Here is a 20,282-nt window from a genome sequence, read left to right as displayed (position 1 = left end):
CCGACCGGGCACAGTGGACCTGCGAGCTTCGGGGAGTGAGAATGTCCTTGCGTACGAAGGTTTCCGCGTTACTTGTCGGAGTGGCAACTGTGGCGGGGATGGCCGTCGCGACACCCGCCGCGTTCGCTGAGGGGTGCTCGACCGACCACTACGGCAACAGAACCTGCACGGCGGAACCCAGCAGCGGTGGGACCGTCAGCCTCCACCACTACGCCTACGGCAACAAGATGCAGGGCAAGGACAGTCTGAACCGGCTCGTCCACCTCGACCGGTATCGCCGGGACGGCAGCGGGTGGGACGGTCCGATCGGCATGCGCAACGGCTCGACCGACTCGTTCGATCGCGCGGGCACGGCGTGGCGCGCCTGCGTGAACGTTGGCGGCGGGCGTTACCACTGCACCGTCTGGGCCTGATCTCGGTCCTCGAAGAGTGCTTCCAGACGCGGCAGCCGGTGCTCCGAGCCGTCGAGCTCCGGGTACCGGATGGTGAAGGCGCCAGCGGGAATCCACTCCCCGGTCGCCGCGAAGTACGCGTCCACGGCGATGCCCAGCGCGGCCTCGCACTCCCTCTCCTCCCCGTCGTCCGCCGCAGCGCGGACGGCGGGGAGTTCGGCCAACGTGTCGGGGTCGGCAACCGCTCGCTCGAACACCTCGCGGCCCCGCGTGATCAGCCACCCGCGGAAGTACTCGAAGCCGTCGTCGGAGGTGCCACCGTTGATCACGCGCGCGGCGGCCAGCAGTGGAGCGCCGTAGGAGTCGGCCATCAGGTCTCGCAGAACCTGTTGGGCGGCAACGATCTCGGCGCGGGGCCGGGCCGAGAGCAGTGCGCTGGCGACGGCCGAGACCGCCTCCCCGTCCTCCGGATCGCCCGCCCGGCCCCTGGCGTCGTCGATCAGCTGCCAGAACTGGTGAACGTCCACGGGCGACAGCGTGCCAGCCGGGTCAGTCCTGCGCGTAGGTGTCGAGGAGGCCGTTGCGGAAGACTCCGTGCGGATCGTGCCGGAACTTCGTCTCGACGAACGACTCCCACATGGGGTAGGCCTTGACGAGCTGGTCGAGCGTGGCGTGCAGCCGGTACGGGAGGTAGAAGCTGCCGCCGACGGCGATGGCCGCCTCGATCAGGGATTCGGTCATCCTCCGCATGTCGCGCTCGCCCGTGGACGAGCGGTCCTGGTCGAACAGCATGACGAGTCCGAACACGTCCTGTTGGGCGTAGGCCAGCGCGCTGCGCTCGTCTCGACGCACGTCCCGCACGGTCGCGTTGAGCAGGTCCGCCCCCGTGCGCTTGATGATGCCGCGCGCGGCCCGCGTGAACTCCGCCAGCCGGACTCGCGGAATGAAGTACTCGTGCAGGATGTCGGTCTTCGAGCTCTTGGCGTTGGCGAAGAGCCTGGCGGGTTCGTTGAACAGGTCGTTCCGGCTGATGTGACCCGTCGTGAGCGGCACGACGTCACGCTCCAGCCACCACCGCAGCTTCTTGCCGAACTCATTGTCGACCGAGTTCCGAAAGATCGCCCTCGACAGCTTGGGAACACTGGGCGCACCCAGGGGGAGCACGGTCCCTCGCGTGCCAGGAACGGGAGAAAGGGTGGTTATGACCGCTTCTTCGAGCAGATTTCCGGGGTCGACGGAGAGTCGTCCGTACGCCATTTCCGCATCGGTTCCCGGCGCACACACGTGCTCGGTGAAGACGTCGCAGTAGTCCTCCGTCCGCGTGGTCGTGAAACGCCGTTCGTGCAGCGCGTTGGGCACGACGCCGAGATCGGCCTCCAAGACGACGCCGAACAACCCGTATCCCCCGAGCACGTGGCGGAAGAGGTCGGAGTTCTCGGTGGGGCCGCACGTCACGATGTCGCCATTGGCCGTGAGCAGCCGCAAGCGCCGCACCGTCCCGCTGATCGGCGCGGTGTTCGCGTGCAAGCCGTGGCAGTTCACGCTGAGCGAGCCGCCGATGGTGAAGTCGTGGTTGGACTGCATCACGTGAGGCGCCAGGCCGAGTTCGTTGAGCACGGGGATCACCTCGCGCCACGTCGTGCCCGCGCCAACGCGCATTACGCTGTTCTCGGTGTCCACCACCACGCCCTTCAGCGGCTGCGCGTCAACGACCCAGCCGTCGGCGTGCAGGCTCTGGCCGCCCATGGAGTGGCGCACGCCCGACACCGCGAGTGCCGGATCGTCTCCGCCCGCGACCCTGCGGAGCAACGGCCTCAGCGCGTCGGCGGTCGACTCCGGGGAGGACGAGGCGAAGACGACGCCGCGCACCCGGGTGGGGTTGAGGGTGCTCGCGTCGTTGAGGAACTCCGACGGCGGGGAATCCGGTGCCGCGTTCCCCGCGCCGAGCCACCGCTGGGCCGCCGTGGCGACGAGGCCGCCGACGGCGAGGCCGCCCAACGCCGCCATGCCGTGAGCGAGCGGCCTTCGACGGCGTGGGGGCATGCTTGCTCCTCTGGAGTGCGAAGAAGATGTTGTTGAAAGTTTTACGTTTTAATTGAGCTTATCAATGGCGAGATCTCTCCGAGATGCGATTCACGTAGGCCTGAATCTTCTCCGGGAATGTGCGACACGTGTCCGATGGAATTTTTGCCGCCGCAGTGCTCGGCCATTAGACTCCGCGACTGACGTATTCCGAGATGGGGAGCACGGGGAGCACATGGACAGCTCGCAGTCGTTCGACCTCGACGGTCTGCTGAAGCGGGTCGAAAGCGAACCGCTTCAGCTGGAAGCGGTCCTGCGGACCTCGGTGGAGCTGCTGGGGCACCGCTTGCGGGTCGATCCTCAGGCCGAGGAAGCCGCGACCTGGCAGGCGGCCACCACGGCGCTGCGGGCGGGCTACGCGATCTTCGCGGCGGCCATCGCCAAGGAAGACGTCACGGTGGAGGTCGGCGGGCACGAACTCAGCCTGGCGGCCGGGGCGACCAAGGAGATCGCGAACGCGGAGAACTGGCTCACGACCTGCTACCTCGGCATGCTCTGCCGGGAGTCCACCGTGCTGGAAACCTTGATGAACAACCAGATCAAGGGCAATCCCGAAGTCGCGGCGATGCAGTCCTACCTGCGCGAGCGGCGAGCCGACGGCAAGAAGTCCGAAGACCCGGCGATCAAGGCCCTGTCGTGGTTCCTCGGCAGCCAGTCGGGGTTGTTCGCCGAAGCGCTGGCGCGAGCGCTGGAGCTGCACGAGGGCGGCGTGGCGCTCGGGCCGCTGGCCGTCGCGTGCGCGGCGTTCGACTCCGGTTTCCCGATCGGGGTGGAGTCCGAGCGGCTGCCGAAGAACATCGTCGAACGCAAGTGGCGCAACGAAGTCCCGGTGCCACGGTTGGCTGCCGTGCGGCGGACGTGGCACCTCGTCGACCGGCACGAGGCCGATGCGACCGTCGCCGACCGCGAAGGCGACGCGCTGACCGCGGAGCTCAACGAGCTGATCGAGCAGGACCCGGGTCAGCTCCACGTCATCGGGCCGAAAGCCTTGCAGGAGACAGGTTTTCACCTCATCAACGATGAGAAGGGGTCCTGGTTCTACACGTGGGACAGCCTCACGCTGGCCATGCAGGCCTACCACGGCATCTTCGTGCGGGCGATGAGGACCAGCGAGACCTCCGTCCGCCTGCGGGACGGCAGCGTGCTGCTCCCGCCGACCGGGGCAACGCCGCACACGAACGCGGACACGTGGCTGAAAGCCATGTACCTCAGCATGATCTGCCGTGATCGCGACCGCGTGAACGACCTCGTGCGGGTTCCGGAGGAGCTGCGGCGCTCGTCCGGCACGGAGCACGACGACGCCGTCCACGAGTGGATCAACGTGCTGCACGGGTACTGGTACGGCGGGTACAGCATGTCCACGCGGTCGCTGGAGGCGATGCCGCAGGACGACGACCTGCTCTACCCGACCGCCGATCTCTTCTACCAGATCACCGACGATTACCAGACGGGCTTCACCGAAGCGCTGGCGCGGGCGTTGGAGCGGCACCGGAAGTACTGGACGCGGACGGAGGAGCGGGCCAAGCAGCCGGAAGGTTTCTTCGCCCTCGCACCGCTCGCGCTGGCCAGCCGGGCGCTGGAGTCGGGCTGGCTCAGCGTCACCGTGCGCTCCTCGTACCTGCCGCTGACCTTGCTCAACGGCGGCCGGATCGGTGAAGGTGCGCCGAGGTGATCACCCGAGCAGCTTGACGCCGACGGTGGCGATCAGCGCGAGCGCCACCCCGAGGAAGATCCGGCGGATGAAGCTCGCACCCTTGCGCACGGCGATCAGGGTGCCCACGACACCGCCGATGACGTTGCAGGCCGCCATCGCGATGCCCAGCCCCCAGAGCACGGTGCCCGCCGGGATGAAGAAGATCAGCGCGCCGACGCTGGTGGCGACGTTCACGACCTTGGCGATCGCGGACGCGCCGAGGAACGAGTGACCGGCGACGCCCACCAGCAGGAAGACCAGGAACGAGCCGGTTCCTGGCGCGCCGAGCCCGTTCCAGAACCCGATGGCCGCGCCGCCGAGCACGGTCACCCACGTCCGAGCGCCGTGCGCCCGCTCGGCAACCCCCAGATCGGGGTTGCGCAGGGTGTGGCCGACGACGACCAGGAGGGCGACCAGCACGACGACGTTGAGCGCGCCGGCGGGCATCGCTGACGCGCAGGCGGCACCGGCCATCGCGGCGAGGAAGCCCGCCGACGACATGCGCACGACGGTGCCCCAGTCCATCGGCGTCGTCCGCGAGTAGGTGAAGCCGGTGGCCGCCGCGCCAACGGTCCCGACGACCTTGCTGGTGGCGATGGAGTGGATGACGTCGCCGCCCGGCATGACCAGGAGCAGCGCGGGCAACTGGAGCAGGCCTCCGCCCCCGACGATCGCGTCGACCGTGCCCGCCAGCAACGCCGCCGCGCACAGGAAGAGCACGCCGACCCACGAGACGCCGCCGAAGTCCAGTGCTGCCAGATCAGGCAACGGCGACGGGTCCCTTCACTCGATCCGCCAGCGCCAGCAGCCGCTCCGCCGCAGTGCGGATCGCCGCCTCGTCGATCCCCAGCCGGGTCATCGCCCGGACGCTGGTCGGGGTCCGCTCCGCGAGCAGCACCCCGTCTTCGGCGGCCGCGCGCACGAACGTGCTGGCTGGCAAGCCAATCCCCGACACGTCCACCACGAGGACGTTCGTCTGCACCGAGTCGAGCTCGACTCCGAACGCCGGGTGCTGACTGAGCAGTTCGCCCAGCAACCGCGCGTTGTGGTGGTCCTCGGCGAGGCGTTCGACGTTGTGCTGGAGCCCGTACAAGGCGGCCGCCGCCAACACCCCTGACTGGTGCAGGCCCCCGCCGTACGCCGAGCGGTGGACGGTGGCCCGCTCGATGAGCTCCGCCGGGCCCACCAGGATGCTGCCGAACGGGGCCGCGAGCCCCTTCGCGAAGCACATCGAGACCGTGTCGGCGGTGTCGGCGAACTCGGCCAGCGACACCCCGGCGGCGACGCTCGCGTTGGCCAGCCGCGCTCCGTCGAGATGAGTGGCCAGCCCAGCGCCGAGGGTGTGCTGCCGCAACGCGCGCAAGCTGTCGTGCGGGACCACCCGTCCACTGTGGAAGTTGACCGTGTTCTCCACGCAGACCAGCTTCGGCGCGGCGTACAACGGCTTGCGTGCCTTGCGCCGCAACGCGAACTCCACCAGCTCCGGGGTGAGGACACCGTCGGCACTGTCCACTGTGTTCAGTGCGACCCCGGCGAGGCCCGCGCTGGCCGCGCTCTCGTAGAAGTTGACGTGGTACTTCGTGTCCGTGATGACCTCGTCGCCGGGGCGGGTGTGCACGCGCAGGGCGAGCTGGTTGCTGAGCGTGCCGCTCGTGGTGAACAGCGCCGCTTCCTTCCCGAACAACTCGGCGCACCAGCGCTCCAGCCGCCGTGTCGTCGGGTCCCCGCCCCAGACGTCGTCGCCGACCTCGGCCTCCGCCATGGCCTTGCGCATCCCGGGGCTCAGCAGGCTCAGCGTGTCGCTTCGGAGATCCACTCGCGCCAGTGTTTTGCCGATTCCCGGGAGCAGCAAGCGATTTCGGCGTGGGCTGACGCCGGTGATCACCGCTCGACGAACACCCAGAACAGCTCGGCGGAGGTGTCGCCGAGGTTGAAGATGCGATGGGGGAGCTGGGGGTTCAGCGTGATCGTGTCCCCTGGCCGGAGTTCGTGGGTCTCGGTGCCGACGGTGACCCCGATCCGTCCGGCCTGCACGTAGCCGTACTCGCTGCCGCCGTGCCGCATGAAGGCCTCCGACCCGCCCGATTCCCCGCCCACCTCGAAGAAGATCCGGAGGAAGCGGAGCGCGCGCTCGTGGTCGACGCCGAGGAGCACGTAGGTCACGCCCTTGCCCAGCGGCATGACCGCCTGCTCGCCGTCGCGCCGCACCACCACGGGCTCGGGCGCTTCCCCCGGCACCGGATCGGTGGTGAACAGGCCGTCCAGGGTCACGCCGAGCTCGTTGGTGATCGCGTACAGGGTGCTGACCGACGGGCGGCTGACCCCCTTCTCGATCTGGCTGATCATGCTGCCGCTGACCCCGACCCGTCGGCCCAGTTCGCGCACGCCCAGCCCGGCCGCGAGGCGCGTCGAGCGCAGCCGCTCGCCGAGCGTCTCTCCTGCGGGGACCGGCGATGGCGGTGACGATGCGTCGGGCACGCCCTGACGGTACCGGTGTTAAGCGCTGCTTGACAGGCTGGAGTCGGCTCGGCACCCTGAACCGCCCGCGCCCTCCCCGACGAAGGAAACCCGCAATGGACTTCACCGCCGAGAAGTCGGCCGACATCGTCAGCGCCAGCTTCGATGCCGCCCCGGACCCCCGCGCCCGCGAGGTGCTGCAAGCCCTGACCCGGCACCTGCACGCCTTCGTCCGCGAGGTCCGCCCGAGCATGGCCGAGTGGGAGAAGGCGATCGACTACCTCACCCGCACCGGCTGGACCTGCACCGGCACCCGCCAGGAGTTCATCCTGCTCTCCGACGTGCTCGGCGTGACGATGCTGGTGGAGACGCTGGAGTCGGAGCACCTGACCACCGGCGCCACCCCGGCGACCGTGCTCGGCCCGTTCCACATGGTCACCAGCCCGCAGCGCGAACTCGGCGACACGATCGACCTCGTCGGCGGCGGCACGCCCTGCGTCATCGAGGGCCGGATCACCGACACGGCGGGAAATCCGCTGCCGGCGAGCACCGTGGACGTGTGGCAGGCCGACGACAAGGGCTTCTACGACGTCCAGCAACCGGCGACCCAGCCCGAGGGCAACGGCCGCGGCCTGTTCACCTCCGACGACGAAGGCCGCTTCTGGTTCCGCACGGTCCTTCCCTGTGCTTACCCGCTCCCCGTCGACGGCCCGGTCGGCGAGCTGCTGGCAGCGGGCGGACGGCACCCCTTCCGGCCCGCGCACGTGCACTTCATCGTCGAAGCCGAGGGACACCACTCGGTGACCACTCACGCGTTCGTCGCCGACAGCGCGTACATCGACTCCGACACGGTGTTCGCGGTCAAGCGCGACCTGGTCATCGACTTCGCGACCGTCGACGACCCGGCCGAGGCCGCCCGCCACGGCGTCACCGCCCCGTTCCGGTACGCCAGGTTCGACGTCGTCCTGGAGCCCGTGGACGAGGAGCTGTGACGATGCGCTTCCCCTACCCGGAGTTCGTGCACTCCCTGGAATCCCCGCGCGTTGTCTTCGGCTTCGGGTCGGCACGGCTCGGTCCGCTGGCTGAAGAACTCGATCGCCTGGAGTTCACGCGGGTGCTGTTCCTGGCCGCGCCCGAGCACGCCGAGATCGCACAGCGCCTGGCCGATCGCGTGGTCGGGGTGTTCACCGAGGCGCGGATGCACGTCCCCGTCGACGTGGTCGACGACGTCGTGGAACTCGCCACCGAACGCGGAGTGCAAGCGTGCGTGGCCGTCGGCGGTGGCTCCACCATCGGCCTGGCCAAGGCTTTGGCGCTGCGCGCGGGGCTGCCCTACATCGCCGTCCCGACCACCTACGCCGGTTCGGAGATGACCACGATCTGGGGGCTGACCGACAGCGGTCTCAAGCGCACCGGCAGAGATCCGATCGTGGCGCCGCGCACGGTTGTCTACGACCCCGAGCTGACCTTGTCCCTGCCAACGCCGATGAGCGTGACCAGTGGGATCAACGCGATCGCGCACGCCGTCGAAGCGCTCTACGCGCCGGACGGCACGCCAATCGTCGCGCTGCTGGCTGAGGAGAGCATCCGCGCCCTCGTGCGTTCTCTGCCCGTCATCGCGGCCAAGCCGACGGATCATGGGGCACGCGGCGACGCCCTCTACGGCGCGTGGCTGGCAGGCATCTGTCTCAACGCCACCACGATGGGCCTGCACCACAAGCTGTGCCACAGCCTCGGAGGAACGCTCGACCTGCCGCACGCCTCGACGCACACGGTCGTGCTGCCGCATGTCCTTGCTTTCAACGCGCAGCACGGGCCCAACGCCGTGCGGGCGATGGCATCCGCGCTTCAGGTTGAGGAGCGCGACGCACCCCGTGCGCTCCAGGCCTTCGCGACCCGGCTCGGCGCTCCGATCTCGTTGGCGGAGTTGGGTGCTCGCCGCGACGGCCTGTCCGAGGTCGTCGAACAGGCCGTCAACGTTCCGTACAGCAACCCGCGCCCCGTCGACGCGGCCGATCTCATGGCGTTGCTCAACGCCGCTTACGACGGACGTGTCATCGGTCGATGACGCCGGTGACGAACGAGATGTGCTTGTACTCGGTGAAGTCGTCGAGGGCGGCGAGGCCGTTGAGCCTGCCTTGGCCGCTCTGCTTGTAGCCGCCCTCTTCGAACTCGTCCAGCACCACGGCCCAGTTGTTGATCCACACGGTTCCGGCCTTGAGCTCGCGGGCCACCCGCAGCGGCTGGTGGGCGTCCCGCGACCAGACGCTGGCGGCGAGGCCGTAGTCGGAGTCGTTGGCCAGCGCGACGGCTTCCGCCTCGGTGTCGAAGACCTGGAGCGTCAGCACGGGGCCGAAGACCTCGCGCCGCACGATCTCCGCTGAGGGCGAGGAGATCTCCAGCAGCGTCGGCCGGTAGAAGGCGCCCGCGCTCAGCGGTCCCTCGGTGACCGGCCCGCCGCGAACGACCGGCACGGCGCCCTCGGCGATGGCGTCCCGCACCATCCGGTCCACGCGCTCGACATCGGCCTTGTCGATCAAGGGGCCCATATCGCTGGCCGGGTCGGCGGCGGGACCGACCGTGACGGCGGCCAGCCGGTCGGCGAGGAGCTCGCGCAGCTCCTGCGCGGCGCCGCGCTGCACGAGCAACCTGCTGCCCGCCATGCAGAACTGCCCGGCGAAGGTCGTGATCGCCTTCTCCAGCACCGGCGCCGCGGCTTCCAGGTCCGCGCCGTCGAAGACGATCATCGGCGTCTTGCCGCCCAGCTCCAGGCCCACCCGCTTGAGGTGCTTCGCCGCGGTGGCCGCGATCGCCCGGCCGGTCGCGGTGCTGCCGGTGAAGCTGAGCACCGGCACGTCGGGGGACTCGACGAGCACGTTCCCGCCTTCGCGGTCGGTGGTGACCGCGTTGACCACTCCGGCGGGCAGTTCGGCGATGTCCGCGAGCACGCGCATGAACACGGCGTTCAGCAGCGCGGTCTGCTCGGGGAACTTGATCACCACGGTGTTGCCCGCCGCGAGCGCCGGGGCCAGCGAGCGCACGGCGAGGATCACCGGCGAGTTGAACGGGGTGATCACGCCGACGACCCCGATGGGCTCGCGGAGCACCAGCGACAGCTGTCCGGGCCTGACCTCGGCCGCGCGCCCGTACTCCGTGTGGATCGCCGCCGCCCAGAACCGCAGCTTCGGCGGGACCATGCCGACCTCGAACGCGGCTTCGGCGCGCACCTTGCCGTTCTCCCGCATCAGAGCTTCGACCAGCTCGTCGCGATGGCGTTCGACGTTGTCCGCCAAGGCATTGAGGACCCTGGACCGCAGCCGCCGGTCGTCCTTCCACGGCGTGTCCGCGAAGGCCCGCACCGCCGCGTCGACCGCCGTGGCCGTGGTGGCCGCGTCGGCGCAGGCCCAGGTGCCGATCTTCTCGCCGGTGGCCGGGTCGGTGCTGTCGCGGTGGTCGCTCGTGTCGACCCACTGCCCGTCGATCCAGTTCAGCGCTGTTTTCGTGAGCATGGCTCAGCTTCCTTCCGGCAGCTCGGAGGGGTGGCCGTCGTTGCCCGCCAACCAGGCGCGACCCCGCGCGTAGAGCTGGTCGACCTCGGGTCCCCTCAGACCCGGCATCGTCGGCGCCACCTCGTGGCCCAGCAGGGTTTGCAGGTACGCGAGGTGGCGGTAGCCCTCGGGAAACCGGCCGAGCAGCTCTTGGTCCAGCTCCAGCGTGGCGCCGGGATCGACGGCGTCGATGCGATCCTTCTCGTAGATCGGCTGCCGCCAGACCAGCCCCCAGCGCCCTTCGCGGCACTCGAAGAAGTCGTAGAAGCGCCCCGTGCACACCACGTCGCAACCGACGTCGTGCACCACCGCGCGTTGGTGGATCTGCATCTTGGTCTGGCTGATCGCGCGGGAGCCCTCGACGTCGATCGAGCTGCCGCCCAGCGAGTGCAGGATGGTGACCCCGCGCTCCCACCCGCGCCGGTTCGCTGCGATGAATTCCGTTGCACTGCCCCGAAACCAGGTCGCTTCCATGCGCCCGTCGTCGTGCCACACCGTGGCGAAGCGGTCCCAGTCACCCGAATCGCGCCACAGCACCCAGTTCTCGATCAGCTCGCGGATGTCCCGCGCCGCATCGCTCACCATCGTCCGTCTCCCCGTCAAGTCGGCTCCGTGCGGCTCCGACCGGACTCACCCTGCTCGCCCGCCCATCGGCTGTCAAGTAATACTTAACACTCCGATTCACGGCACGAACGAGGGCGGCGCGGGTCCACCTGCCGGTGGACGCGACGGTCCCCTGACAGCCGGACACGGTGATCCACAACCCCGGGAGAGACTGGAAAAGCCTTCACAGCAAAGGGGAAACGATGAAGAAGCGGACCCTGGCCGGAGTACTCGCGAGCGCGCTGATCGCGCCACTGCTCGCGTTGGGCTCTCCGGCACATGCCGCACCGGCAGGGGAGAGCGTCCAGCAGGTGCCGGAACTCGCGGCATCGGTGGGGCTCCGGGGGCGGAAGCTCAACCTCTGGGCACTGCGGACACCCGCTGGCGACTGGAACTGGCACGGGCACCTGGAGTACGGCGCGGGCGGCGACGAGGTGTGGACCGAGAACTCGTGGGGAAGCGTGGTGAGCCGCGCTCACGTGCCGACGGGCCGGACGAGCGTCGACACCAACACCTGGGGGAGCAAAGGAACGTTCCGGGTCTGCGGCAGGGTGAGCGGCCAGGAGGCCTGCAGCAGCTACGCGACCCGCAGCTAGGGCCTGTCCGGTAGGTCATCAGGTTTGCCGGTCTTCAAGACCGCCCAACCCCCACCCCCGCCGTCGTCAACGACGGCAAACCTCGCGAGGCCACCGGGCTTGCGTCGGTTAACGATGATCAACAAGGGGGTTTGGTGGTCTTGAAGACACCCCAACCCCCGGCGACACCGTGACCGACGAGCGCTCGGCGTGCGCCGTTGCGGTGGAGCTGCTCGGCCGGCAGCGCGTCCGGTCGAGCAGCTCCTCGCGTCAGTGTCAGGACTCGATGATGTCCACGCCCAGGTCGGTGATGCTGCCGCCGGGCGGCAGTTCGAGCCTCGATGGCAGGCCGCGGTTGGTGGTGTAGCCGTACTTCGTGTTGCACTGGATCTGGCAGTGGGTGACCTTGACCCGGTAGGTCTTGTACTCCGAGCACGTCGCTTCGGCGTAGGTGGAGCCGTCGTGCCATCCCTTGCACCCCGGTGGGGGCGCCTGGATCGACATGTCGCCGGCGACGGCCGTGCCCGGTGCGCTCACGACTCCGACCGCGACCGCGGCGACGGCCAGCAGACGCGTGAATCCACGCATGGTTCTTCCTCCCGATCAATGCCAAATCCTACCGATCCTGGCAGAGAGGGCGCTTGTTGCGCTGTGCGTGAAATCGCTGGTGTGGTCGCGGCATCGTCCACAACGCGCGCCTGCCCGCCGGCTCTACCCGTTCTTGGGGACCGTCCGCCACATGCGTGCCGGGCGCACGCCCTGGCTCCGCAGATCCAGCAAGAATCCCCGAGTGGGCTCCCACATCGCGTTGATGAGCGCGCTTTGGACGTTGGCCGACTCAAGCGCGATGGCCACCCTCTCGGGTACTCCGCGTGCGGTCCCGAAGGTGCGCGACATTTGTCCGCGAAGCAGCTCTTTGCGGACGTGCGGTGGTGGGTGCGAGCCGAGTTTGCGGGCCTCCTCGTCGCCGGTCTCCAACAGGGAAACGGCTCGGTCCATGAGGTCGAGCACGTCGAAGAACAGGCAGATCCCGAGGAAACTTGAGGCGATGTCGCGCTTCGCGTGCTCGATACCGGCGTGGACGGCGAGGATCATCCCGGTGTGGTCGGCCTGGATCTCCTGGCGCCAGGAATAGGCCAGTGTCTCGGCGTCCGTGCCGTGCAGAACCCCCTTGGGTGTCGCCGGTGCGTCGAGGTGGCCGTGGATGACGTGGGCGTACTCGTGCGCGATCACGAAGGTCATCAGGGACAGCTGGAGCATCAGTCCGACGTTCGAGGTGAGCGCGGTGGCCTTGATGCTGTTGAACCTGCCCTCGGCAGCGTAGGTCGCGATGATCGACATGAAGTTCGCGATCATGCTCGTGTCAGCCAGTGCTCGGTCGGCCAGTTCGGACCGGTCGAGCCGGTAGGTGAACAGGCCACCGGCATCCATGCGACCGCTGGGGATCACGGACCCCACGGCGTCGCTGATCAACGAGGCGAACAGGGTCATCTGATCCTCGAACAACACCAGGTAGCCACCGGCGTCACCCGGGACACGCATGCTCGTGGCGTTGAGTTGCCCGGTGTGGAGGTGACCGATCACCGGACGTCGAGCACCGAGGTCGACTCCGTCGACCCGGGCGATCGCCGTCCGCTCGATCTGATCCTGGAGCCTCTTCAGCGTGCGGGTCATCACGCTGTCCCAGTCGAGCTCCACAGCACGGAACTCTTCGGCGATCAGCGCTCGCGCTCGCGGGTCGTCGAGGACGTCAGCGGAGTAGATCATGCGCGTGACGTGGTCGAACAACGCGTCTCGGGCTGACTCGTCGAGCCGGGGTGATCGCACGGTCGTCAGTGCGCGCAGCTGGGCGAAGAACCGCTCAGCGTTGTCATGAGGACTACTCATGCTTTTCGATCTGGACATCGGAGCTGAAGGTGTCGGTCACCGTCTTCGCGACCTCGTCCGCACTGCTGTTGCCGGAGAGCAACTGCGGCAGCGTTGAGATCACCTTGCCGAACATGCCCTCGGGCTCTTTGACGTCGAGGGTCACCGTCCCGTCCGCGGCGATGATCACGACCATGCCGTGCACCAGATCCCGGGTGCGGTAGAACGCTTTCGGCGCACCGGGACGCAGGTCGATCATCTGGCCGCCCTTGCGCTGTTCGAGAACGCGCAAGACCATGCCGACCGCTGTCGCCGCGCCCACCAGCACGAGGGTCACCGTGGCCACTGGCTCGATGCCCCGGCGCGGGACCAGCTCCACCTCGACGCCGTGTTCAGCGGCCAGCCTGCGAGCGGTCGGCTCTTCCGAAGCATCAAGCACGACGACCTGCGACACCGCTCTGCCCCCCACCGTGACAACGATCAAGGTCCACAGTCAGGATGCCAGCGTCCATCCGGCACGACCACGAGGCCACCTGATCGGAGGAGCGCGTCCGCTGTCCTCGTCATGTGCGGGCTGTGCGTGCGAACAGCCGTGCGGTGAGAACCGTCGCGGACAGGCCGAGGACGGCCAGCCAGATGGCCGGGCTGCCCTGTCTAACGGTACGAGGATTCACCGCCTCTCCGCCGTGGTGGTCAGGCGCAGGTACGCGGTGAGGAACGGGGCGGGGTCGTCGCGGCCGAGCGACGCGGACAAATCAGCGAGCTGACCTGCGGCGATGTGGAGGCCGACCCTTCTCAGCCCGGCGGCGGCGCGCTCGATGCGGGTGCGCAGGCCGGGCGGTGCGTGCCGGAGACCGCGGTGGGCGAGCTCGGCGCAGGCGGTCAGCGCGGTGTCGAGCGCGTCGGTGAGCGGGTCCGGTCGGCGTTGCTCCGCCGAACGCAGCGGGGTGGCGGGGCGCGTGGCGAGGTCGGGGACGATCACGCCGTCGTCGGTCATCACCGCGAGGGGATCGAGCACCAGGCCGCCGCCGCTGCGGCGCAGTACGGCGCTGATCAGCCTGGGGCCGCTGCTCAGCGCTTCGACCAGTGCGTCGAGCGCTGCCGGGCAGGCGGAGCGGTGCCGCGCGGACACCCTCGCCGTCGTGCCGTGCGCGTCGGCGATCACCGCGTCGACGCGCTGGTCTCCAGGGCTGTAGGAGATCGAGCGGACCTCGCAGACCTGCACGACGCGGAGGAGTTCCGCCGCGACCCGGGGGCGGACCAGCCTCGGCGGCAGGTCTGCCAGCTCCGCGTTCAGCGCGGCGAGTTCGCGGACGAGCACGGTGTCGGGCAGGTGCTCCCAAGCCGTGCCGAGCGGGGTGATCGTGGTCTTGGCGACGCGGTTCGAGGCGATGCGGACGACCCGGCCGGGACTGCGCGATGCGGACTCGGACACGAGGTTGGCCGTGGCCAGTGCGCTCAGGGTCGAACCGGCGACGCGGCGACCAGCGAGGTCGGCGCCGGTCAGGTCCTCGTCCTCGGTCAGCTCCCATCGCTTGCGCAGCACCAGGATCGTGCCGGAGTGCCCCGACGCGAGGAAGACCTCCGCCGTGCGCTCGTCGGTCGTGCCGCCGATGCGGCAGCCGAGACTGGTGAGGCGCACGCGGCGCAGCGCGGTCTCGGCGGCTTCGTCGGTGCCGAGCACGCGAGAGCGCGGGCTCGCGCCGCCGTTGGTGACCGCGAGCCGCCGCGCGTGCAGCTCGGTCAGCAGGTCCGCGAAGTGCTCCGGGCGGTAGCGGGCGCTGCGCGAGCGATACGCGCCGAGCTGGTCGAGGAGGTCCTCCACCGCTGCGGCCGGCCAGTGCAGCGCTCGCGCGCGGAGGTCGTGCGCGGCGCGCGCCAACGCCGCGTCGAGCACCGAGCTGGCGTGCATCGCACCGTCCAACACTAGGTCGTGGACGAGTTCGGTCACCAGGTCCATGTCGGTCGTGTGCGTGTGCGTGTCCGCGACACCGCCGACGTCCAGCTGTGCGTCGTCGCCCAGTCCGCGTTCGTCGGCGGCGCGGAACGCCCAGACCGCGAGGGCGATCAGCTCGTCGCGCTTGGCCGCGGTGGCGTCAGTGTGCGCGAGGCCGATCTCGCCCGGCACCAGGAAGCGCACGGTGCAGGAAGGCAGCTCCACCGAGGCGACCGGATCGGTGGCGGTCGGCCTGCGGACTCGGGCCGGGTAGCCGCAGCGGTGCAGGCGGCGGGCCGCCGCCAGCGTCCTGGCACCGAAGTGTTCGGTGAGGAGGTCGTCGTCGAGATCCCCTGGCGACCACGGCGTGAATTTCGGAGCGGACTCGAACTGTCTTTGGTACGCGAGGACGACACCGATGCTGTGACGGCACACACCGGGTGCCGAACAGCTGCACGACGAGGCTTCCAGTCCACTGTGGATGGTCAAGGTAACGCGGGCGCCGTCGGGGAAACCACCGAGCACGGTGCCGTCGTCGGCGACGGTAAGGGCGGGGGTGACCCCGGTGTCGAGTTCCTTGGCGGCGCGCTTGACCAGGCCGCGGTTGGCAAGCGCCGCAAGGGCTTCCGGGGTCAGCGCCAGCAGGTCCGCCCGCGTCATCAGCCCATCCTCTCCGCGACGAAGGTCGCGAGCTGCCCCGGCGTCATCGCGCCGACGTGCGCTCCGGCGTCAGCCAGCCGCTGCGCGAGGGTGCGGTCGTAGTCCGGGTTCGCCTCCTCGTCCAGCGCGGCGAGGCCGAGCACCCGGGTGCCCTGCTGCACCAGCTCGCGCACGGTCGCGACCAGGCGGTCCTCGTCACCGTTCTCGTAGAAGTCGGTGATCACCGCGACGATCGCCCGGCGCGGATCGACCACCACGCTCGCTGCGTAGCCGACCGCCTTCGCGATGTCGGTGCCGCCGCCGAGCTGCACCTTCATCAGCAGCTCCACCGGGTCGCTCACCTCGGCGGTCAGGTCGACCACGGCGGTGTCGAAGGCGACGAGGTGGGTCCGGAGCCCCGGCAGCCCCCACAAGCAGGCCGCGGTGATCGCCGAGTGGATCACCGATCCGGCCATCGAGCCGGACTGGTCGACCACCAGGACGAGCTGCCACTGGTCGATGTGCCGCCGGGTGCGCGAGGTGAAGCGGGGCCGTTCGATGTACAAGCGGCGCTGATCCGGTTGGTAGTGAACGAGATTGGCCCGGATGGTGCCGTGGAAGTCGAGATCGGCGGCGCGGCGGAACGAGCTCGGCCTGCGCGAGCGGACGCCGGTGAAGCTCCGGCGCACGTCCTTGGCGAGGCGGCGGGTCAGCTCCTCGACCACCGCCGCGACGATCCGCCGTGCCAGCGCGAGGACCTGCGGGTTCATCAGGTGCTTGGTGCGCAGCACGGCGCGGAGCAACGTCGCGTTGGGCTCGACGCGCTCCAGCACCGCCGGATCGGTGACGACCTCCAGGATCTCGAAGCGCTCGACGGCATCGCGCTCCAGCCGCTCGATCGTCTCCTTCGGGAACAGGCGGTGAATGTCGTCGAGCCAGTCGAATGTCGTCAGCCGCGAGGGCCCGGAGCCGGCCCGCACGTCGCGCTTCGCGCGCTCGGGATCGCGACCGTAGAGCCATTCCAGGGCGGCATCACGCGCCAGCGCGTCGCCCTGCGGTGCGCCCGTGCACGCCTCGGCCTGCTCGCCGAGGATGAGCCGCCAGCGTTGCAGGCCCGGGTCCGGCGCGGTCATCTGATCTCCAGTCCTTCCCTGGCGAGCACCGCGCCGACCTGCTCCTCCAGCGCGGCGGCTTCGGCGAGCACGAGCGGATCAAGGTTGGTGCGCAACAGGGATCGCGCCGAACCGCGCATCCCCCTTCGGTCGAGCAGGCCGCGGGCGATCGTCTCGCGCTCGCGGGGCGGGAAGAACTCGAAAGCCGCGCGCAGCGCGGGCAGCGACAGCAAGAAGTCCTGCTCAGTCATCTCGGTGACGAGCCGGTCGAGCACGGCCAGCACGCCGTTCTCGTCGGCCAGCACCTCATCCCTCGCCAGCGCGAAGAGCCCGGCCAGCCAGTCGCCGAGCGTCTTCGGCCCGGCCATGCCCAGCACCGCGCGGGCTGGATCGCCCTGCGCGCCGAGGGACCAGCTCAGCCCGTAAGCGGCTCCGCGCAGATCCGGCGGTGTCTCGGTGTCCGCACCGACCCGCGTCGCGACCGCGAGCGCCGCCGCGCGGTCCAGGCCGAGGGCGGTGTCGGCGTGCAACAACGCGTCCCTGGTCGCCGCCAACGCCCTGAGCCTGGCCGGGTTCGCGGGCGCAGGACCACCGCGCACCGCTTCGGCCAGCCACAGCACGCGGGTCACCGAGGCGGTGATCACCGCGCCCAGCACCGGGCTCCTCGCCGTGCCGAAGAGCCGGTCGTGCCGCCAGAGGCCGAGCGTCGTCGCGAGGACTTCGCCCAGCGCGGCCAGGTCGCTCGACCCGGCGATGACCTCGGCGACGGTGACGATGACCCGCTCGGACAGCTCGGTGATGCCGCAGAGCACGGCGTCGAAGAGCACTCCCGCGAGCAGGCCGATGTCGGACTCGGCGTCGGCGAAGCGCTCGTCCAACACCGCCGTGGCCGCGTCGGCGAGAGTGGCCCCGTAGACGGCCGCCTCGATCAGCGCGGGCAGTCTCAGGTCGGACGGCGTGCTCGTCCAACGCTCGCGCAACACCGGGTCCGCGCCGGTCAGCGGGCCCGAGTCGCGGGTAAGGCCGGGGACGCCCAGAGCGCGAAGGCAGTGCAGCGCGCGGCTCCTGACCAGGTCGCGGTCCTTGGTCAGGTCGAGGTCGAACTGGCCGTCGCGGTCGAGACCGAGGCGCTCCAACTCGGCGGTGACCTCGTGCACCAGCGGCGGGGTCGGCGTGCCCGGGTGCAGGCGGCCGACGCGGTTCCCGCTGAACGCGGCGACCATCTCCACGACGACGGGATGCGCTCCCGGCGCGAGCGGACCACGTCGCGTCCACGGCAGCGGTCGGTCCAGCGCGTCGGAGACCAGGGCGCTGACCAGGCCGTCCAGGACGTCCGTGCGTGCGGGGTGCTGGTGTCCGCGCAGCCGCGCGAGTCCTTCGGTGAGCGCTCGCGCGGCGACGAGGTCGGCGGTGGAGACAGCCTGTTTGCGGTGGCGCAGGCGGGAAACGACCGCCTGCACGAGCGCGTCGGCCGCGCCTTCGAGGCCGCTTTCCCACAGCTGCTGGTAGTACTCCGGCGAGGGCATGCCCGACTGGTAGCCGTCGAAGGCGTCGAGCCGCTTGAACGAGTAGGGCACCAGGTAGCTGTCCGCGATCGCGCCGTCCTGCGGGCGCGGGACCTCCGGCCAACCGGTCCCATCACTGTCCTGTGTGGACAGTGTGCGCAGCGCGGGGCGGTGGAATCCGCCGCTGACGACAACGATCGGTCGATCTCCGGCCTCGGCCATGGCCGCGCGCACCCACCGCGCCATGTACTCCTCGCGTGCCGCGTCGGCCTCGTCGGCCGCGGATTCACCGCGCAGGAGGTCGAAGTAGGTCGCGAGGCGTTCAGCGAGGCCCGCGCCGGGTTCCGCCTCGACCAGGTGATCCCACAGGGTGTCGACGTTGTCCACCCCGAAGCTCTCGCAGAGCCTTGCCACCACGTCGGTGTAGCGCTGTTCGGCGTCGGCGTAGCGGTTGCTGCGGTCGGCCAGCGCGCTGTGCCAGGCCGGGAGGTCGATGAAGCGGACCTCCGCCCCCGCCGCGCGACCGGCGGTGAGCGCCACCCACTCCGGCGAGTACTCGCAGAACGGCGTCCACGACAGGTGCGAACGCCCGCCACCGCGGTGGTAGCTGAACACCGCCACCGGCAGGGTGTGCGGCAGCAGCAGCTCACCGAGCCGGTCGTTGACGTCGACCGGGCCCTCGACGAGCACGTACGCCGGTCGAAGGGCGTCGATGGTCTCGGCGACCAGCCGCGCGCAGGCCGGGCTGTGGTGGCGGACGCCGAGCCAGGTGACCGCCATCAGCCCGGCAGCAGGTGGCGCGCCTCGTGCAGCGCCCGCCACTGCTTCCCACTGCGCCGGGGCACCTGCTGTTCGAGGTATCGGCGCAGCCGCGCCAAGTCCTCACCGCTGTCCTTCGCCGCCGTACCCGCCAGGCACTCCACGATGTCGGCCGGAGTACCCGCCTCCCCGCGCAGGTACCACCCGCGCAAGCCCACCGCGTGCGCCACCGAGACGGCCTCGGCGGTGCTCATCACCGTGCTGAGGCGGTCCATCGACTGGCCGCTCTCGGTGGTGCCGGTGCGCAGCTCGCGGAAGGTGGAGACCAGCACCTCCAGCACGTCGAGGCGCGGAGCGACCGCCACACCGGAGCGGTGCAGCAGGCTCGTCGCCTCGCGCTGGACCAGCTCCAGCTCGGTGTCGAAGTCGGCGATCGGGAAGACCGTCTCGAAGTTGAAGCGGCGCTTGAGGGCCGCGCTCATCTCGTTGACGCCGCGGTCGCGGGTGTTGGCCGTGGCGATCACGGTGAAGCCCTCGCGGGCGAAGACCATCCCGTCCGGGCCGGGCAGCTCCGGGATCGCCACGACGCGTTCGGAGAGCAGGGACAGCAGCGAGTCCTGCACTTCCAGCGGGCAGCGGGTGATCTCCTCGAAGCGGACCACCTTGCCCTCCGCCATGCCGCGCAGCATCGGCGCCGGCACCAGCGAACGCGCCGACGGACCCTCGGCGAGCAGCAACGCGTAGTTCCAGGAGTACTTGACCTGGTCCTCGGTGGTGGCCGCGCCGCCCTGCACGGTCAGCGTGGACTCGCCGCAGACCGCCGCCGCGATCAGCTCCGAGAGCAGCGACTTCGCCGTGCCGGGCTCGCCGACCAGCATCAGACCGCGGCTGGTGGCGAGGGTGACCAGGGCGCGGTCGATCAGCGACGGGTCACCGACGAACTTGCGGGTGATCCCGGCCCGCTCGTCGCCTACCACGAAGCGCCGGGCGGCTTGCAGGCTCAGCGCCCAGCCCGGTGGTCGCGGCGCGGTGTCGGCCTCGCGCAGCCGCGCCAGCTCGTCGGCGTGGCGGATCTCCGCCGGTGGTCGTTGCAGGGTTTCCGCGTGCAAGGGTGC

The 20,282-nt window shown here is 70.0% G+C and carries 19 protein-coding genes; 5 read left to right on the top strand and 14 right to left on the bottom strand.

The features are described 5' to 3' along the window. Window positions 1–98 precede the first annotated feature (98 nt). A complete protein-coding gene (locus ABD798_RS18100; RefSeq protein ID WP_344876243.1) occupies window positions 99–413 on the top strand; it encodes a hypothetical protein in 315 nt (104 codons plus the stop codon). On the opposite strand, the gene ABD798_RS18095 is transcribed toward ABD798_RS18100, so the two are convergent. Together ABD798_RS18095 and ABD798_RS18090 are read right to left on the bottom strand one after the other, a co-directional pair. After that, window positions 389–919 (bottom strand): DUF4240 domain-containing protein, encoded by a 531-nt coding sequence (locus ABD798_RS18095; protein WP_344876241.1) that lies wholly within the window; start codon window positions 917–919, stop codon window positions 389–391. The two genes, ABD798_RS18100 and ABD798_RS18095, sit on opposite strands and share 25 nt — an antisense overlap. A 22-nt stretch (window positions 920–941) precedes the next feature. Continuing rightward, complete coding sequence (locus tag ABD798_RS18090) at window positions 942–2,435, bottom strand: FAD-binding oxidoreductase (RefSeq protein ID WP_344876239.1); 1,494 nt, start codon at window positions 2,433–2,435, stop codon at window positions 942–944. A 214-nt stretch (window positions 2,436–2,649) separates the two neighbouring features. On the opposite strand from ABD798_RS18090, the gene ABD798_RS18085 reads away from it, so the two are divergent. Further along, on the top strand, window positions 2,650–4,146 hold the full coding sequence (locus tag ABD798_RS18085) for an immunity 49 family protein (RefSeq protein ID WP_344876237.1): 1,497 nt from the start codon (window positions 2,650–2,652) through the stop codon (window positions 4,144–4,146). On the opposite strand, the gene ABD798_RS18080 is transcribed toward ABD798_RS18085, so the two are convergent. The 3 genes from ABD798_RS18080 to ABD798_RS18070 form a co-directional block, all read right to left on the bottom strand. Beyond that, window positions 4,147–4,935 (bottom strand): sulfite exporter TauE/SafE family protein, encoded by a 789-nt coding sequence (locus ABD798_RS18080; RefSeq protein WP_344876235.1) that lies wholly within the window; start codon window positions 4,933–4,935, stop codon window positions 4,147–4,149. It lies immediately after the preceding gene. Next, window positions 4,928–5,983 carry a threonine aldolase family protein gene (locus ABD798_RS18075; protein WP_344876233.1) on the bottom strand — a complete coding sequence of 352 codons (1,056 nt, stop codon included), beginning with the start codon at window positions 5,981–5,983 and terminating at the stop codon, window positions 4,928–4,930. Before ABD798_RS18075 ends, ABD798_RS18080 begins: the two co-directional genes overlap by 8 nt. Before the next feature lie 65 nt (window positions 5,984–6,048). Continuing rightward, window positions 6,049–6,645 carry a helix-turn-helix domain-containing protein gene (locus tag ABD798_RS18070; protein ID WP_344876231.1) on the bottom strand — a complete coding sequence of 199 codons (597 nt, stop codon included), beginning with the start codon at window positions 6,643–6,645 and terminating at the stop codon, window positions 6,049–6,051. A 95-nt stretch (window positions 6,646–6,740) separates the two neighbouring features. On the opposite strand from ABD798_RS18070, the gene ABD798_RS18065 reads away from it, so the two are divergent. Both ABD798_RS18065 and ABD798_RS18060 read left to right on the top strand, forming a co-directional pair. Further along, on the top strand, window positions 6,741–7,616 hold the full coding sequence (locus ABD798_RS18065; RefSeq protein WP_344876229.1) for a dioxygenase family protein: 876 nt from the start codon (window positions 6,741–6,743) through the stop codon (window positions 7,614–7,616). 2 nt (window positions 7,617–7,618) lie between these two features. Then, complete coding sequence (locus ABD798_RS18060; protein WP_344876227.1) at window positions 7,619–8,692, top strand: maleylacetate reductase; 1,074 nt, start codon at window positions 7,619–7,621, stop codon at window positions 8,690–8,692. Here ABD798_RS18060 and ABD798_RS18055 read toward each other — a convergent pair. Together ABD798_RS18055 and ABD798_RS18050 are read right to left on the bottom strand one after the other, a co-directional pair. Continuing rightward, window positions 8,679–10,133, bottom strand: coding sequence for an aldehyde dehydrogenase family protein (locus tag ABD798_RS18055; protein ID WP_344876225.1), 1,455 nt, complete (start codon window positions 10,131–10,133; stop codon window positions 8,679–8,681). The two genes, ABD798_RS18060 and ABD798_RS18055, sit on opposite strands and share 14 nt — an antisense overlap. A gap of 3 nt (window positions 10,134–10,136) precedes the next feature. Then, on the bottom strand, window positions 10,137–10,757 hold the full coding sequence (locus tag ABD798_RS18050) for a nuclear transport factor 2 family protein (protein WP_344876223.1): 621 nt from the start codon (window positions 10,755–10,757) through the stop codon (window positions 10,137–10,139). Between the two features lie 221 nt (window positions 10,758–10,978). On the opposite strand from ABD798_RS18050, the gene ABD798_RS18045 reads away from it, so the two are divergent. Then, a complete protein-coding gene (locus ABD798_RS18045) occupies window positions 10,979–11,371 on the top strand; it encodes a hypothetical protein (protein WP_344876221.1) in 393 nt (130 codons plus the stop codon). 255 nt (window positions 11,372–11,626) lie between these two features. On the opposite strand, the gene ABD798_RS18040 is transcribed toward ABD798_RS18045, so the two are convergent. From ABD798_RS18040 to ABD798_RS18010, 7 genes are all read right to left on the bottom strand, one after another. Next, the gene (locus ABD798_RS18040) at window positions 11,627–11,938 is read right to left on the bottom strand and encodes a hypothetical protein (protein WP_344876219.1); all 312 of its coding nucleotides are present in this window, start codon (window positions 11,936–11,938) and stop codon (window positions 11,627–11,629) included. Between the two features lie 123 nt (window positions 11,939–12,061). Continuing rightward, complete coding sequence (locus tag ABD798_RS18035) at window positions 12,062–13,237, bottom strand: M48 family metalloprotease (protein ID WP_344876217.1); 1,176 nt, start codon at window positions 13,235–13,237, stop codon at window positions 12,062–12,064. Continuing rightward, entirely contained in the window at window positions 13,230–13,685 is a 456-nt protein-coding gene (locus ABD798_RS18030; protein WP_344876215.1) for a hypothetical protein, read from the bottom strand. Before ABD798_RS18030 ends, ABD798_RS18035 begins: the two co-directional genes overlap by 8 nt. A 201-nt stretch (window positions 13,686–13,886) precedes the next feature. Next, window positions 13,887–15,812 carry a hypothetical protein gene (locus ABD798_RS18025; RefSeq protein ID WP_344876213.1) on the bottom strand — a complete coding sequence of 642 codons (1,926 nt, stop codon included), beginning with the start codon at window positions 15,810–15,812 and terminating at the stop codon, window positions 13,887–13,889. Continuing rightward, entirely contained in the window at window positions 15,812–16,924 is a 1,113-nt protein-coding gene (locus ABD798_RS18020) for a VWA domain-containing protein (RefSeq protein WP_344876211.1), read from the bottom strand. The genes ABD798_RS18025 and ABD798_RS18020 overlap by 1 nt, the downstream gene beginning before the upstream one ends. After that, window positions 16,921–19,188 (bottom strand): DUF5682 family protein, encoded by a 2,268-nt coding sequence (locus tag ABD798_RS18015; protein ID WP_344876209.1) that lies wholly within the window; start codon window positions 19,186–19,188, stop codon window positions 16,921–16,923. The genes ABD798_RS18020 and ABD798_RS18015 overlap by 4 nt, the downstream gene beginning before the upstream one ends. After that, window positions 19,188–20,276, bottom strand: coding sequence for an ATP-binding protein (locus ABD798_RS18010; RefSeq protein WP_344876207.1), 1,089 nt, complete (start codon window positions 20,274–20,276; stop codon window positions 19,188–19,190). Before ABD798_RS18010 ends, ABD798_RS18015 begins: the two co-directional genes overlap by 1 nt. Window positions 20,277–20,282: the final 6 nt, after the last annotated feature.

Source organism: Allokutzneria multivorans, from assembly GCF_039537405.1.
GTDB lineage: Bacteria > Actinomycetota > Actinomycetes > Mycobacteriales > Pseudonocardiaceae > Allokutzneria > Allokutzneria multivorans.
The sequence above is the reverse complement of the archived record's forward strand: the minus strand, read 5'-3'. Positions and strand labels throughout refer to the sequence as shown.

What these genes read in the sequence shown, in the direction of transcription:
- ABD798_RS18040 (WP_344876219.1), bottom strand. Translation starts at nt 11,938, where the DNA reads ATGCGTGGATTCACGCGTCTGCTGGCCGTCGCCGCGGTCGCGGTCGGA.
- ABD798_RS18050 (WP_344876223.1), bottom strand. Translation starts at nt 10,757, where the DNA reads ATGGTGAGCGATGCGGCGCGGGACATCCGCGAGCTGATCGAGAACTGG.
- ABD798_RS18045 (WP_344876221.1), top strand. Translation starts at nt 10,979, where the DNA reads ATGAAGAAGCGGACCCTGGCCGGAGTACTCGCGAGCGCGCTGATCGCG.
- ABD798_RS18060 (WP_344876227.1), top strand. Translation starts at nt 7,619, where the DNA reads ATGCGCTTCCCCTACCCGGAGTTCGTGCACTCCCTGGAATCCCCGCGC.
- ABD798_RS18025 (WP_344876213.1), bottom strand. Translation starts at nt 15,812, where the DNA reads ATGACGCGGGCGGACCTGCTGGCGCTGACCCCGGAAGCCCTTGCGGCG.
- ABD798_RS18055 (WP_344876225.1), bottom strand. Translation starts at nt 10,133, where the DNA reads ATGCTCACGAAAACAGCGCTGAACTGGATCGACGGGCAGTGGGTCGAC.
- ABD798_RS18065 (WP_344876229.1), top strand. Translation starts at nt 6,741, where the DNA reads ATGGACTTCACCGCCGAGAAGTCGGCCGACATCGTCAGCGCCAGCTTC.
- ABD798_RS18100 (WP_344876243.1), top strand. Translation starts at nt 99, where the DNA reads ATGGCCGTCGCGACACCCGCCGCGTTCGCTGAGGGGTGCTCGACCGAC.
- ABD798_RS18035 (WP_344876217.1), bottom strand. Translation starts at nt 13,237, where the DNA reads ATGAGTAGTCCTCATGACAACGCTGAGCGGTTCTTCGCCCAGCTGCGC.
- ABD798_RS18015 (WP_344876209.1), bottom strand. Translation starts at nt 19,188, where the DNA reads ATGGCGGTCACCTGGCTCGGCGTCCGCCACCACAGCCCGGCCTGCGCG.
- ABD798_RS18090 (WP_344876239.1), bottom strand. Translation starts at nt 2,435, where the DNA reads ATGCCCCCACGCCGTCGAAGGCCGCTCGCTCACGGCATGGCGGCGTTG.
- ABD798_RS18020 (WP_344876211.1), bottom strand. Translation starts at nt 16,924, where the DNA reads ATGACCGCGCCGGACCCGGGCCTGCAACGCTGGCGGCTCATCCTCGGC.
- ABD798_RS18085 (WP_344876237.1), top strand. Translation starts at nt 2,650, where the DNA reads ATGGACAGCTCGCAGTCGTTCGACCTCGACGGTCTGCTGAAGCGGGTC.